Origin of the sequence: Accumulibacter sp., assembly GCF_032229525.1 — a bacterium.
GTDB lineage: Bacteria > Pseudomonadota > Gammaproteobacteria > Burkholderiales > Rhodocyclaceae > Accumulibacter.
In genome coordinates this window covers 21,428-35,411 of the sequence record NZ_JAVTWB010000121.1, presented here as the reverse complement: position 1 = coordinate 35,411, position 13,984 = coordinate 21,428, and the positions used below count along the sequence as shown (strand labels likewise).

The window sequence follows — 13,984 nt, the reverse complement described above, 5'->3', positions numbered from 1 at the left end:
TCGAGCTGCTTCTCGATCAGGCGCTGCGCTTCACCATGATCCCCGCTCGCCATCAAAGCCTCGGAAAAGGTATGCACCAGCCGTGGGTTACGTTCCTTGACGGGCACCTGCTGCAGGTAGTCGAGGAGCTGTCCTTGATCGCCCAGGCGCTGACGAATGCTTTCCTGGTGCGCTCTGGTCTTGATCTCCAGCGCCACCTCAAGCGGCATGGCTTCACGCTTGTCGAGCAGGCGCGCCAGGCGCAGCACCTCCGGCCAATTGCCGCAGCCCTGCTGGGCGCGGAGTTCCAGGCGAAGCGCGGCGATGTGGCGGCCGGCGATGCCCTGCAGGCGCTGTAATGCTGTCGCCGCCTCCTGGAACTGGCCATGGCCGATAGCCCCCTCGGCTTCCAGCATCAAGCGGGCCGACTCCAGCTTCGGATCATCGACACGCGCGCGATCGAGCCACTCTTTTTCCTTTTCCGGTTCGCGCAAACGCTGAGCCGCTCGCGCAGCCAGCAGCGCCGACAGGCCCCGCGACTGGCCGGCGGCATGGGCTTCGCCAGCCTTCTTCAAGGCCTGCGTGAAACGCCCTTCAAAAAGCAGGCGAATGGCCTCGTGCAGAGATGCGGCAGCCCTCTCGCGGCGGCGGCGAGCACGGAACTCGCTGACCCTGTTGGGCAGAGAAAGAGTCAGCCCGACAACGCGCAGGAGCACGTAGAGCAGGAAGAAGGCGGCAAAGAACAAAAAGATGGCCAGAGTGAAGGCCAACTCTACGCGATAGGGGGGCACCACCAGCAGCAGGTAGCCGTCGCTGAAACGCGCGGCCAGCGAGATCCCAACCGCCACCGCAGCCAGTGCCAGTAGCCACAGCAGCGCTCTCACGGCCGTTCCTCGCCAAGCTTGAAGGTCTTGATCGCCGACAGGCTTTCGTTGAGCGTCGGTAATTCGATCGTGATCTCGGTCGAGGCAAGCTGCTTCAACGACCCCTGTGCCGTCTGTAGCCCAGCATCGCGAGGGTCAAAATAGCGTTCGATCCAGGCCTGTGTATGCTCCAACTCACTGCGAAAGATCCTCTGGTCATGTGCCAACAAAGCCAACCGAGCATTGAGCAGACGGAGCTTGAGGTTCTCGCGCAGGAAGAAAGCTTGCCCTGGTGCCAGTAAGGCCGGCTCGTCACGGTCAAACTTCTGAATTCGTACCAATGATCGGATTTCGCTCCAGAACTCGCGGCCGAGTCGCTGCCACAACCCGGCGCTGGCCAGGCGCTGCCAGAATTCCGCACTGGCGACCGAAGGCCAGGCAGCTTCCGCAACAGGCTCCGCAGCGGCAGAGGTTCCCTCTTGCGGGCTGACTTCGGCCTCCCTGGGTCGCGCCTCGACAAGCAGGGGAAGCGTGTCAATAGCATTGATCACGCTTTCCAGGCGCAGACTCATGCTGGCAATATCGATTTCCGGCAAGGCACGCAGACGATCGAGGTCGCCCGCCAGGACTTTGCGCAAACGAATGAACTGCGGCCGACTGCTGCCGGCCAGACGGGCATCGGCCGTCTGCAAGGCGAGCACCGCCCCCTGTACGTTGCCGGCAAGCTGTAGCTGCTGCGCGGCCAGAGTCACACCTTGCTCGACCTCGGACAGCGCCCACTCATCACGGTTGCGAGCCAGGTCCTGGTACAGCTGGTCCAGTGCCGCCTGCTGACTTTGCGATTCGGCAATTCTCGTCTCGAGGGCACCAAGCCTGCCGAGAACGCCAGCCACCTGTTCCTGCGCCTGCTTCGCCGAAGTGCGAATCTCCGCGCCGATGGTATCGCTCTCGGCAAGACGACGAGCCAACTCCTGCTGGGTATCGGTAAGTTTTTGCCGGGTTTCCACCCACTGCCAAGCTGCCAGTCCGAGTGCCACCAGAACGACGACCAACCACGGATTGCGCCACGCTGGCGTCGCCTGACTCGCTGCAGGTGCCTGACTCGCTGCAGGTGCCTGACTCGCTGCAGGTGCCTGGCTCTCTGCTGCTGGCGACGGTGTCTCTGCTGACGACGGGGTCGCTGGCAACGTCTCGGTCGTTGGCTGCGACTGGCTTGCTGACGACGCCTGATCGGCTGGCGCTACGGCAGCCTCTTCAGGAACAGCGTCACGCGGGTCGGTTTTTTCATTCATCATGACCACCAATTATATACGTTCAGAGCATCGATTATCCCGGCATCTGCCGCTTCGGTCAGAACCACTCTTTGTAAACCAAGCTCGTGCGCCAACTCGGCGATTCGCCGGTGCGGAACGAACACCGGTGTCGTACGCAGCCGCGCGCGCGAAGGATCGTCAAGCAGGTCGAAGAGATTGCGCAGGCCCTCGCTGGACGAAACAGTCAAAGCATCCAGTTGGCCGCTGCGCCAGAGAGCCTCCAGCGGTGCCCCGTCGTCGGGCGCCAAGCGCTGGTAGCAAGCCACGCAATCGACCTGCGCGCCACGTTCACGCAAGCTGTCGGCGAGCAGCTCACGTCCGCCGTTACCGCGAAATATTACTACCCGCTTGCCGCCGACGCACTCTCGCTGCAATTCAGGAAGCTCAAGCAAGGCCTCGGAATCGAAACGATCGACGGGAGCGACAGTGTTCTCAATCCCGTAAGACGCCAGTGCACTGACTCCCCCCTGGCCAATGGCAACTGCCTGCAGACTACTGGGCCACATCCCGACGGCAAGAATGGCCGGCAGGCTGAAATCGACGGCATTCGGGCTGATGAAAATGGCCAGCGCGTAATCATCGAGTCGAGGAATCACCGACTGCAGCGGCTGCGGGTCGTCGGCCGGCGCGATCTCGATCAAGGGAAAGATCACCGGTTGACCACCTCGCTCGGCGATCCAGCCGGCCAGCCTCGCGGCTTGTGCCCGCGGTCGGGTAACGACGATCGTCTTCCCCTGCAGAGACTGGTTCATTGGCCTGCAGCAAGCTTGTCAAGGATGGCGCCGGCCCCCTGGTCACGCAGCATTTCGGCCAGAAGATGGCCAAGCGACTCGTCCTCTTGCGGCGCACCACGCAGTTCACCGCGCACCAGTTGGCTACCGTCCGGCGTGGCGACGAAGCCGCGCAACCACAGCAAACCGTTCTCCAGCACCGCATAAGCGCCAAGCGGCAGTTGGCAACTGCCTCCCAGAGCACGGGAAAACGCGCGTTCCGCTCGCACGCAATGCGCCGTGGCAGGATCATTGAGCGGGGCCACCAGAGCAAGCAGTTCGGCACGCGCGGAGGGTAACTCGATGCCAAGCACGCCTTGTCCCGGTGCTGGCAACGATTGCTCCGGTGTCAGGACCGATTTGATGCGATCGGCCAAACCGAGTCGGATCAGCCCGGCAGCGGCCAGAATAATCGCATCGTATTCACCGGCATCGAGTTTTCTGAGGCGCGTATCGAGGTTGCCGCGCAGACTCCTGATCACCAGTCGCGGATAGCGGGCGCGCAGAGTCGCTTCGCGGCGCAGGCTCGAGGTGCCGATCACGGCATCGGCCGGCATCTGGTCGAGCTCGGCGAAACGATTGGAAACGAAGGCATCGCACGGGTTCTCGCGCGCAGAGATGGCGCCGAGAATGAAGCCGTCGGGCAGTTCCATCGGCAGGTCCTTCATGGAATGCACCGCGAGATCGGCACGGCCATCCTGCATCGCCACCTCGAGCTCCTTGATGAACAAGCCCTTGCCACCGATTGCCGACAGCGGACGATCGAGGATTTGATCGCCTCTGGTGGTCATGCCGAGAATCTCTACCGTACTGCGCGGGTGCAACTCTGCCAGGCGACCACGAACGTGTTCCGCCTGCCACATGGCAAGGCGCGACTCACGCGAAGCGATGACGATACGAGACTGATCTGGGTTTGCTGAGTTCAAGGCTGAATTCCGGTCGGTTCGGTCGGTGCAGTAAGTGCGTGGCCAGCCTCAAAATTGCAGGCGACACGCAAGGGCATGGCCGCGCCCCTGAATACATCATCATCATCGAGCGATTCTAGCACGCTTGTTCACCGTCCTCGACGGCGCCGTACGCAGCAGCGCCAAGCCGCCCAGAGGGACCACGAGGACACACATACCATATGACAAAAGCGGCCATCAACACCTTGAGGTGAGCAGCGTACGGGATCGTTTGTGCAATTGCGCGCCCCCTGGAAAGCGAACAAGGCGCCTGGCTTCTCCGCTGCTACCCTTGCAACGCCGCGCAACGCCTGGCCACACCTGGCGAAGTCAGCTGTTATGCGCGACTCCCTTCTCTCTTGAGCCGGACGCGAGTGCTGGCAAGTGTGGCAGCGAGTTTGACCCTTACCGATCGCCTTCCTGGATCGCCGTCAGGTAGGCCAGGACATCCTGAATATCCCCCGCCTTCAGTGTGTACAACACTCCCGTCTTGGCGCCTTCTTCATCGTGCGGGCGATCGGCGGCGAGATAGGCATCGACCTGCTTGGCCAGGTAGTTGGTGTACTGGCCAACGAGCATTGGAAACATGCCGCGCCCCTGACCAGTTTTGCCATGGCAGACCGCGCAGTTCTTCTGATAGATGGCCCGGCCGTTCTCGATACCGCCCTCGGCACGCGGGATGATCATGATTTTTTCCATCGCCAGCAAGCGCGTCAAGGCATCGTCACTGTCCTTGAAGACGGGTGGCCGCGTCGGCAATTCGATCTGGGTCAGGTAGGCCGAAACGAGCTTCATGTCCTCATCGGGAAGCTCGCGCTCCCTGGTGTAGGGATACATCGGCAGGTTGATTCGCAGCTGGCTCTGAAATGCCTTCAACTGTTGTTCGATGTACTTGGACGATTGACCGGCGATTCGCGGGTACTCGCCTTTCTTGCCGCCAGCACCGAACGGACCGTGGCAAGCGGCACAGGGTCCGTAGATGTCTTTCGCCCGCTCGAGATCAAGCGCCGCCGCCGGCAGAACGACCGCCACCCCGAGCAGGATGAGAAGCAGTATGTCGAAACGTCTGGCGTGCCTCATGAAGACCTCGTCGGAATGAAGGCGGAATTATAAGAAACCCCTGGCCGAGCACCTTTGATAGGAGTCAAGAAGCGCGCTGAGGGCCCGTCGGGCAAGCAACGCACTCTGCCGACCAATCAACTACTCAAGTGCCGTGCATAGGACTTGAGCAGGGGCCACTGGCGGCGGCTGACGGGCAATCGCTCGGGAACGTCGCGCAAAATCGCCTGCCATTGCGTCTCTGCGTCGTCACTGCCAGGGCTCTTCTCGAAACCGGTGATCACATCCCTGGCGGCCAGCACGCTACGATGCAGGCGGATAAAGCGCTCGCCGAACTCCTGCTCGAGATGAGCGAGCGACTCCTCGAGCAGATATTCACGCTCGCGCGTGCGCGCCGCAACGTACTTCAGATCCGCCCTGAAATAGAGGATCTCGCTCACCGCAATCAGCAGCAGACGACCGCGTTCGTGGCAGGAGAGATGGCTGCGGGCAGCCTGCTGCATTGCCGCGAGCGGCGGCTGCGGGCGGCCTTGTCGCACCTTCTGCAGGGCGTCCAGCAAGCGCCTCGCGCGCACCGGTTTGAGCAGATAGTCGACGGCGTTGAGCTCAAAGGCCTGGACCGCGTAGGCGTCATAGGCAGTCACGAAAATTACCGACGGGGGGTGTTCGAGCTGCGACAAATGACGCGCGAGCTCAACGCCGTCCATCTTGGGCATGCGAATATCGACCAGCGCCACGTCCACCCGTAAGCCTTCGATCGCGGCCAAGGCGAGCAGACCGTTGGCGGCTTCGGCGACCACCGCATTGGGAAGTTCCGCGCTGATATCGGCCAACAGATCGCGCAAGCGTGCGCGCGCCGGAGCCTCGTCGTCGCAGATCATCACCGATAGCACGGGAACGGTCGCCGACACGCTCATGACGAACGTCCGCGGCAAGGAAGGACAATCCGCACCCGATACTCCCGCTGGCCGTCGGCAAGCGCTACTTCACCGGTCTCCAGGCGCGCTTCAAGATCGTAGTACAGGGCCAATCGTTCGCGGATGTTGTCAAGAGCCATATGGTTACCGCGCTGGTGTTCGGCGCCTCCGCCGCAGGGATTGGTCAGATCGATGAGCAGTTGATCGCCGCGACATGCCAGGTGAACGCGGATGGTGCCCTTGTCGCCCGAAGGCTCGATGCCGTGATAGACGGCATTCTCCAGCAGAGGTTGCACCATCAGCTGCGGCACCTTGAGTTCGCTCGGCAGATCGGCGGCCAGGTCCCATTCGACGTTCAGGCGCTCGCCAAGACGCAGCTTTTCGAGATCCAGATACTGCCGGCAAAGGGCGATCTCGTCGGCCAAAGGCACCAGTTCCCGGTGATCGCGCATCAGAACCCGGAACAGTTCCGCCAACTCCTCGAGCGCTGTCTCTGCACGTTTTGGGTCTGCGCGGATCAGGGAGAGGACAGCATTCAGGCTGTTGAACAGGAAATGCGGCCGGATGCGTGCAGTCAGCGCCTGTAATCGCGCTTCGACAAGCGCCGGAGAAAGCGCTGCAGCGCGTAAGGCAAAGTAGGAAAGCAGGCACCCGGCCGCCGCTCCGCCCAGCAGACCCGCCCTGATCAGGCGCTGCGTACCACTATCGTCAAAGGCCACCGGCGACAAGAAACTTGACAGGAGGATTGCTGAAGCGGCGGCCAAAACCAACACCACCGCGCACCCGACCCACGCGGGCCAGCGCTGCAAGGCTTTCCCGATCAGTGCCAGGAGTGCCAGGTTGAAGACCAGCAAGGGTTGTACCCGGCTTGCCATGTCGATGTAAAGTTGGAGACTGTCGCTCACTCCCTCGCTCTGAACCAGAGCGGCGGCGAGGGCCAACAGGTTCACCCCAAGCATGATGCGTAGGATAACTCCGGAATTGCGGAAATCCGGCAGCGGCTGACCGGCCAGGTTTTGCTTTATACTTGCCATCACTCAAAGTGGCGCCTGTCCAAGGTTCTACGAGAGATTTTAGCCCAGGAACCTGTCCCGCATGAGCCAATCGGATTCTTCCCAATACACTTGGGCCGGCCGCTTCTCCGAGCGGATGTCCGACCTAGTCAAGCGTTACACGGCCTCCGTGAATTTCGACCGTCGGATGTGGCGCCAAGACATCCGCGCCTCGGTGGCACACGCCACAATGCTTGCCAGGCAGGGCATCATCGGCGCCGACGATCTGGCGGATATCGAGCGCGGCATGGCGCAGGTAGTGCGCGAAATCGAGGAAGACCGCTTTGTCTGGTCACTCGACCTCGAAGACGTCCACCTGAACATCGAGAAACGCCTGACCACACTCGTTGGTGACGCGGGAAAACGTCTGCACACCGGACGCTCACGCAACGACCAGGTGGCAACCGATATCCGCCTGTATTTGCGTGACGCAATCGATGACATCCTCCCCCTGCTGCGTCAGTTCCAGAGCAGGTTGCTGGATCTGGCTGAAAGAGAGGCCGCCACGCCTTTACCCGGGTTCACTCATCTCCAGGTTGCCCAGCCGGTGACTTTCGGCCATCACCTGCTCGCCTATTTCGAGATGATGCAACGCGACGCCGAGCGCTTTGCCGACTGCCGACGACGCACCAACCGTCTGCCCCTGGGCGCCGCAGCCCTGGCCGGCACGACCTACCCGATCGACCGTCATTTCGTCGCCGACCTGCTGGGCTTCGACGGCGTCTGCGAAAACTCGCTCGATGCTGTGTCCGACCGCGACTTCGCGATCGAATTCTGCGCCGCCAGCGCGCTGTTGATGATGCATCTTTCGCGCCTGTCGGAAGAGCTGGTGCTGTGGATGAACCCACGCTTCGGTTTCATCAACATTGCCGATCGCTTCTGCACCGGCAGCTCGATCATGCCGCAAAAAAAGAATCCTGACGTTCCGGAACTGGCGCGCGGCAAGACCGGCCGCGTCTACGGTCATCTGATGGCGTTGCTGACGCTGATGAAGGGCCAACCTCTGGCCTATAACAAGGACAATCAGGAAGACAAGGAGCCGCTCTTCGACGCCATCGATACGGTAAGTGACACCTTGCGTATTTTCGCCGAGATGATCGCCGGCATCACGGTCAACCCGACGAACATGCGCGCTGCTCTGGCTCAAGGATTCGCCACCGCCACCGACCTGGCCGATTACCTGACTCGCAAGGGAGTACCTTTCCGTGATGCCCACGCAATCGTTGGATTGGCGGTACGTCACGCCGAGGACCTCGGCGTCGACCTGGCGCAGCTGTCCCTCGCCGAACTGCAAGGCTTCTCGCCATTGCTGGACGACGACGTCTTTGCGGTACTGACGATCGACGGGTCGCTGGCCGCTCGTAACCATGTCGGCGGCACGGCGCCGGCGCAGGTTTTGGCCGCAATCGACCGCGCCCGCCACCGTTAGGCTTGCTGCGAGCGAGGCCGGCAGCGTAATGGAGAAAGTTGGCAAATATGAGCTTGTCCGCGAAATCGGCCGCGGCGCAACGTCCACCGTGTACCTGGGTAACGACCCGTTTACCCAGCGCGAAGTGGCAATCAAGGTGGCGTTCCCGGCAATTCTGAAAGACCCGAAGCGGGGCAGGCTGAATACGCAGCTGTTTCTCAACGAAGCAGCACTGATTGGCAAGCTGTCGCACCCACACATCGTGCAGATTTACGACGCGGTGGTCGACGACAATTACTGCTACATCGTCATGGAGTACGTACCAGGTGGCACGCTGGAGAGTGTCTGCACGCCGGACAAACTGCTGCCAGTCCAACGCATCGTCGAGATTATCTTCAAGTGTACGCGCGCGCTCGATTTCGCTTTCCGGGCTGGCATCATTCACCGTGACATCAAACCAGCCAACATCCTCCTCACCAGTGCCGATGCAAAACAGGGCGACATCAAGATCTCCGATTTCGGTGCGGCAATCATCGGCGCCCCCGACCGGACCCTGATTCTGGGGATCGGTTCACCCGCCTACATGTCCCCGCAACAGGTGCAGGACCGCCGGCTCGATCAGCAAACAGATATCTACTCGCTCGGCGTGGTGATGTATCAGCTTTTGACCGGACAACTGCCTTTTCAAGGCCGCAACAGCTACGACATCATCTACCAGATCATCAATGCCGAGCCACGCCGGCCTTCGGCTCTGCGCAGCGATATTCCGGCGGCGCTGGAGGCCATCGTGGCGCGTGCGATGAGCAAGGAACTCGAAACTCGCTACCCGAACTGGGAGGAGTTTTCAGACGATCTGGCGCAAGCTTTTCGTACCCGGCAAGCAAAGGTATCGGTCGGCCAGATGGCAGATCTCGAGAAGTTCGAGACGCTACGCTCGTTCCCGTTTTTCGCGGACTTTTCCGACGTCGAGATATGGGAAGTGGTACGTTTTTCTCAATGGACCCGCGTTTCGCCCGGCACGGTCATCATTCGAGACGGTGATCGCGGCGATTTCTTCTGCTTCCTCGCCGAAGGCGAACTGAAGGTACTCAAGAACGGAATGGTTCTGGAAATGCTGACGTCCGGCGAGTGCGTCGGAGAGATGGCAGTAATCGGCAAGGCACAACCCAGACGAGGCGCCGACATCGTCGCCGTGACCGAGGCCGCCCTGGTGCGGATCAGCGAAAGCGCTTTGCAGGCTGCTTCAGACGCCTGCCGGGTCCACTTCTACCAGTCCTTCCTCGCGGTATTGAGCGAGCGGCTGGCGGCGGCAAACGTTCGGCTGGTCTCCTTCTGAGGCGGCGGCGAGCCGCCCTGGTGGCACCCGCCGGCGAACACGCCGGCCTTTGAAACTGGTTGCCCCGAGCCGTACCGCGGATGTATATTAGCGTTTTCTGATTAGATACACAGGGCGGAAATGAGCAAGTCTTTCACCACGATCACGCACGATGTTGCCAAGGCACTCGGCACCCTGCGCAACGAAATTCCGGAGACGATTCAAGGCTTCAACGCAATGGCCAAAGCGGCACTTTCGCCGGGGGCGTTGTCGGCGCTCGACAAGGAACTGATCGCCCTGGCGATCGGCGTTGCCAGTCGTTGCGATGCCTGTATCGGCTTTCATATCAAGGCGCTGATTCGTCTCGGTGTGAGCCGTGAGCAATTGATGGAAACGCTTGCCGTGTGCACCTACATGGGTGGTGGCCCGACCCTGATGTATGCCGCTGAAGCAGTCCGCGCCTACGAGGAACTGAGCTCCGGCAAGCCCGCTTCTGCCAGCACCTGAGAACCACGCCGGCGACAGCACCCGGTCCGGACAGACGGGGCGACATGTCGTCGGCGCAGGCGACCAGCTTCCCGACAAGAAAAGCCGGACGCGTCGAGCCTGTTGAAAAAGCGTACCGTCAAGCGACCGGATCGACGAGGCCTTCGAGGAGTTTCTGTAACTCGCCATCCTCGTACATCTCACGCAAGATGTCGCAGCCCCCGACAAACTCGCCGTTCACGTACAGTTGAGGAATGGTCGGCCAGTTGGCATACGACTTGATGCCGTTACGTATCTCTGGATTCTCCAGAACGTTCACGCTGAGGAAAGTCGACACCCCACAGGCTTTGAGGATCTGCACGGTGACCGACGAGAAACCACACTGCGGAGCCTGCGGCGTTCCCTTCATGTAGAGCACCACCGGATTAGTCGTGACCTGCTCCTTGATCAGCTGTTGAACATCCATCACAAAACCTCGCAATTGCTAGTAGTAGTTAAAAAATCAACCGGGCAGTCTACCGGTTAGCGGTAGGCGCCGTCAATGCAAGCGTCCGCCGCTGACGCGTTCTATCATCGACAGGTCGCGCCACGAAGCAACGTCGGCCAGTCCCTGCCGGTGCAGCAGTTCGCGCACCGCGCCCGCCTGATCGTATCCGTGTTCGACAAGCAACCAGCCACCCGGGCGAAGATGGACTGCTGCGCCGCCGACCACCAAGCGGATGCAGGCCAAGCCGTCACCGCCGACCACGCCATCGGTCAGCGCCATCTGCGGCTCGAAAGGCAAACCGTTCTGCTGCAGATGCGGATCACCCTGTGCAACATACGGCGGGTTGGCCACGATCAGGTTGAAACGCTCTTCTCCCAGCGGCGAGAACCATTGACCGGCACGGAAATCTATCTCAACCGCATGGCGCGCCGCGTTGGAACTGGCCACTGCGAGTGCCGCCACCGAGAGATCGACTGCCGTCAGCCTGGCTTCCGGGCACAGGCAGCCGAGAGTCACCGCCAAGACCCCGGAGCCCGTACCGAGATCGAGAATGCGTGCTCCCGAGTGTGGCTGCACGCGTTCGATCGCGAGTTCGACAAGGAGTTCCGTCTCCGGGCGCGGAATTAGAACCGCTGGAGTGACCCAGAATTCGCGCCCGTAGAACGCTGCCGATCCCAGCAAATAGGCCAGCGGCTCCCCGCCTGCACGACGACCGACGAGCGCATCCAGCCTGCTCAACTGATCCGTCGAGAGGGACCGTGCCGGGTGTGCAAGCAGATCGGCGTGGGTACAAGCGGTCACCTGCTCGACCAGCAGACGCGCATCCAGACGATCGATGCGCTGGCTGGCTGCATGCCAGGCGCCAGCGATAGTCATCGCCGCCCCGGTCAGCACGCGGCGCACGCGTAGCTGGGAGAGCGGTGGTCAGAGAAAGAGGTCGGGCAGAGCATTCGCTAGCGCGGCGTCCACTCACGCGCTCTCGGCGAGCATGGCCAATTGATCCGCCTGATACTCGGCGATCAGTGCGCCAAGCAGATCGTCAAGGTCGCCATCCATGATTGCGTCAATCTTGTACAGGGTCAGGTTTATACGGTGGTCGGTAACTCGCCCCTGGGGAAAATTGTAGGTCCGGATTCGTTCCGAACGGTCGCCGCTACCGATCAGATCCCGGCGGGTGGACGCGATGTTCGCGTGTTGCTCGCGCTCCTGCGCGTCCCTGATCCGTGCCGACAGTACCGACAGGGCCTGCGCCTTGTTCTTGTGTTGCGACCGATCATCCTGGCATTCGACGACAATCCCGGTTGGCAAATGGGTAATCCGTACGGCCGAATCCGTCTTGTTGATATGCTGCCCGCCTGCGCCGGAAGCGCGATAAGTATCGACGCGAATCTCGGACGGGTTGATCTGCACCTCCTCCAGGGCGTCCGCCTCGGGCATTACGGCCACAGTGCAAGCCGACGTGTGGATGCGGCCCTGCGTTTCGGTGTCCGGAACGCGCTGCACGCGATGCGCTCCAGACTCGAACTTGAGCTTCGAGTAGACGCCATTGCCGATGATGCGTGCGATCACTTCCCGGTAACCACCGAGGTCCGACACGCTCGCTGACACCACTTCGACTCGCCAATGCTGACGTTCGGCGTAGCGCGTATACATGCGGAACAGGTTGCCGGCAAAGAGAGCCGATTCCTCACCGCCGGTCCCCGCACGGATCTCGAGAAAGACATTGCGACCGTCCTTGGCGTCTTTCGGCAGCAACAGCTTCTGCAGATCGCCCTCGATCTGCGGCAAGCGCTCCCGGATGGCGGCCACCTCCGCTTCCGCCAAGTCTCTCATTTCCGGATCGGCCAGCATCTCGAGCGCGGATGCGAGGTCGGACTCACCATGACGCCAGGTCTGGTAAAGCGCAACCACCGAACCCAGTTCGGCATGCTCGCGCGACAACTTGCGGAACTCATCCATATCCTGCGTCGCTTCGCCGCTGGCCAACATGCGTTCGAGTTCGTCGAGGCGACCGCTCAGATGCTCAAGTTTGTCGCGAATGCTCTGGTTCATCGGGAAATAGGTTCAGTGCGCGAAGATATGGGAAGAATAATGGTCAGGGACTGGCATCGCGCACCAGCGACTGCTACTCGCCGAAGCGCGTATCCGGATGCAAGTGAAACAGGCGTGCGGCCTGTACCTGCAATTGGTCTCGATCACCGCCAGCCTGGGTCAGCGCCTGCGTCGGCGCGTGCAGAAACTTGTTGGTCAGACGGCGCGAGAACTGGTCGAGCACCTGCGCCGGATCCTGGCCTTTGGCCAGCAGCTTCAGCGCGTGCTCCAGCTCGTGGCGGCGCGCACGTTCCGCAGCATCGCGCAGTGAACGAATCACCGGCACTGTACCACGCGTGGCCAGCCAGCGCAGGAAGCCCTCGACACGCTCGCTGATAATCGCTTCCGCGTCCAGCACCGCGGCCTGCCGCGACTCGCGCCCGGACTCGACCACTTGCGCGAGATCGTCGACCGTATACAGAAAGACGTCGTCCATTTCGCCCACCTCGAACTCGATGTCACGCGGAACGGCGAGGTCGACCATGAACATCGGGCGGTGACGGCGTACCTTGATGGCCCGCTCGACCATGCCCAGGCCGAGGATTGGCAGAGGACTGGCGGTGCAGGAGACGACGATATCGAACTGCGACAATCTTTCCCCGAGATCCTCGAGCCTGATCGCCGTTCCGCCCAGGCGATCTGCCAGCGCCAGGCCGCGCTCGACCGTCCGGTTGGCGATCACCACCTGCTTCGGGTGTTGGGCGCAGAAATGTGTGGCACACAGCTCAATCATCTCGCCCGCGCCAATCAACAGGATCTTCTGATCGGCGATACGCTCGAAGATGCGCTCGGCCAGGCGCACCGCAGCAGCAGCCATCGAAACGCTATTGGTACCTATCGCGGTCGTCGAACGTACCTCCTTGGCGACCGCAAACGAGTGCTGAAACAGTTTGTGCAAAGTCGTACCGAGTGTCCCGGCCTCCTCGGCGACACGCACCGCCTCCTTCATCTGGCCGAGGATCTGCGGCTCCCCGAGCACCATCGAGTCGAGCCCACTCGCCACGCGAAACGCATGGCGGACTGCATCGCGCTCGGGATAAGTGTAGAGGTAGGGTTCGATCTCGTGGCGCGTCAGGCGATGATAGTCAGCAAGCCACTGCGTAGCCGCATCCGGCACCTCGGTGGCGAAGTACACTTCGGTCCGGTTACAGGTCGAGAGAATCGCTGCTTCATGGACTGTTTTACCAGCGGCCAGGTCGGCTAGCGCCTGGGGCACACTTTCAGCCTGAAACGACATCTGCTCGCGAACCGCGAGTGGCGCTGTGTGGTGGTTGATACCAAGGGTAAACAGCGCCATGCT

Annotated in this window: 14 protein-coding genes; 3 read left to right on the top strand and 11 right to left on the bottom strand. The window is 61.5% G+C overall.

Annotation, left to right across the window (positions count from 1 at the left end; all coding sequences use genetic code 11):
* The 7 genes from RUW20_RS08345 to RUW20_RS08315 form a co-directional block, all read right to left on the bottom strand.
* Positions 1 to 863: heme biosynthesis HemY N-terminal domain-containing protein (locus tag RUW20_RS08345; protein WP_313951744.1), on the bottom strand; the 863-nt coding region annotated here is incomplete at its 3' end.
* On the bottom strand, positions 860 to 2,134 hold the full coding sequence (locus RUW20_RS08340) for a uroporphyrinogen-III C-methyltransferase (protein ID WP_313951743.1): 1,275 nt from the start codon (positions 2,132 to 2,134) through the stop codon (positions 860 to 862). The genes RUW20_RS08345 and RUW20_RS08340, both read right to left, overlap by 4 nt.
* Positions 2,134 to 2,907 carry a uroporphyrinogen-III synthase gene (locus RUW20_RS08335; RefSeq protein ID WP_313951742.1) on the bottom strand — a complete coding sequence of 258 codons (774 nt, stop codon included), beginning with the start codon at positions 2,905 to 2,907 and terminating at the stop codon, positions 2,134 to 2,136. Before RUW20_RS08335 ends, RUW20_RS08340 begins: the two co-directional genes overlap by 1 nt.
* Positions 2,904 to 3,851, bottom strand: a complete 948-nt coding sequence (gene hemC, locus RUW20_RS08330) for a hydroxymethylbilane synthase (protein WP_313951741.1) — start codon at positions 3,849 to 3,851, stop codon at positions 2,904 to 2,906. Before hemC ends, RUW20_RS08335 begins: the two co-directional genes overlap by 4 nt.
* A 423-nt stretch (positions 3,852 to 4,274) precedes the next feature.
* Entirely contained in the window at positions 4,275 to 4,949 is a 675-nt protein-coding gene (locus tag RUW20_RS08325; RefSeq protein ID WP_313951740.1) for a c-type cytochrome, read from the bottom strand.
* 116 nt (positions 4,950 to 5,065) lie between these two features.
* Positions 5,066 to 5,845, bottom strand: a complete 780-nt coding sequence (locus tag RUW20_RS08320) for a LytTR family DNA-binding domain-containing protein (protein WP_313951739.1) — start codon at positions 5,843 to 5,845, stop codon at positions 5,066 to 5,068.
* Positions 5,842 to 6,879, bottom strand: coding sequence for a histidine kinase (locus tag RUW20_RS08315; protein ID WP_313951771.1), 1,038 nt, complete (start codon positions 6,877 to 6,879; stop codon positions 5,842 to 5,844). The genes RUW20_RS08320 and RUW20_RS08315 overlap by 4 nt, the downstream gene beginning before the upstream one ends.
* Positions 6,880 to 6,940: 61 nt before the next feature.
* Between RUW20_RS08315 and argH the strand changes: the two genes are divergently transcribed.
* The 3 genes from argH (at position 6,941) to RUW20_RS08300 (ending at position 10,127) form a co-directional block, all read left to right on the top strand.
* Entirely contained in the window at positions 6,941 to 8,326 is a 1,386-nt protein-coding gene (gene argH / locus RUW20_RS08310; protein WP_313951738.1) for an argininosuccinate lyase, read from the top strand.
* Positions 8,327 to 8,354: 28 nt separating this feature from the next.
* Positions 8,355 to 9,641 (top strand): serine/threonine-protein kinase, encoded by a 1,287-nt coding sequence (locus RUW20_RS08305; protein ID WP_313951737.1) that lies wholly within the window; start codon positions 8,355 to 8,357, stop codon positions 9,639 to 9,641.
* 120 nt (positions 9,642 to 9,761) lie between these two features.
* Complete coding sequence (locus RUW20_RS08300; RefSeq protein ID WP_313951736.1) at positions 9,762 to 10,127, top strand: carboxymuconolactone decarboxylase family protein; 366 nt, start codon at positions 9,762 to 9,764, stop codon at positions 10,125 to 10,127.
* A 118-nt stretch (positions 10,128 to 10,245) separates the two neighbouring features.
* On the opposite strand, the gene grxD is transcribed toward RUW20_RS08300, so the two are convergent.
* The 4 genes from grxD to hemA all read right to left on the bottom strand — a co-directional run bounded on the left by grxD (position 10,246) and on the right by hemA (position 13,981).
* Entirely contained in the window at positions 10,246 to 10,572 is a 327-nt protein-coding gene (grxD, locus tag RUW20_RS08295; protein ID WP_313951735.1) for a Grx4 family monothiol glutaredoxin, read from the bottom strand.
* A gap of 72 nt (positions 10,573 to 10,644) precedes the next feature.
* Positions 10,645 to 11,469, bottom strand: coding sequence for a peptide chain release factor N(5)-glutamine methyltransferase (prmC, locus tag RUW20_RS08290; RefSeq protein ID WP_313951734.1), 825 nt, complete (start codon positions 11,467 to 11,469; stop codon positions 10,645 to 10,647).
* A gap of 93 nt (positions 11,470 to 11,562) precedes the next feature.
* Positions 11,563 to 12,645, bottom strand: a complete 1,083-nt coding sequence (prfA, locus tag RUW20_RS08285; protein WP_313951733.1) for a peptide chain release factor 1 — start codon at positions 12,643 to 12,645, stop codon at positions 11,563 to 11,565.
* A gap of 73 nt (positions 12,646 to 12,718) precedes the next feature.
* Positions 12,719 to 13,981, bottom strand: coding sequence for a glutamyl-tRNA reductase (gene hemA, locus RUW20_RS08280; protein WP_313951732.1), 1,263 nt, complete (start codon positions 13,979 to 13,981; stop codon positions 12,719 to 12,721).
* Between the last annotated feature and the right edge of the window lie 3 nt (positions 13,982 to 13,984).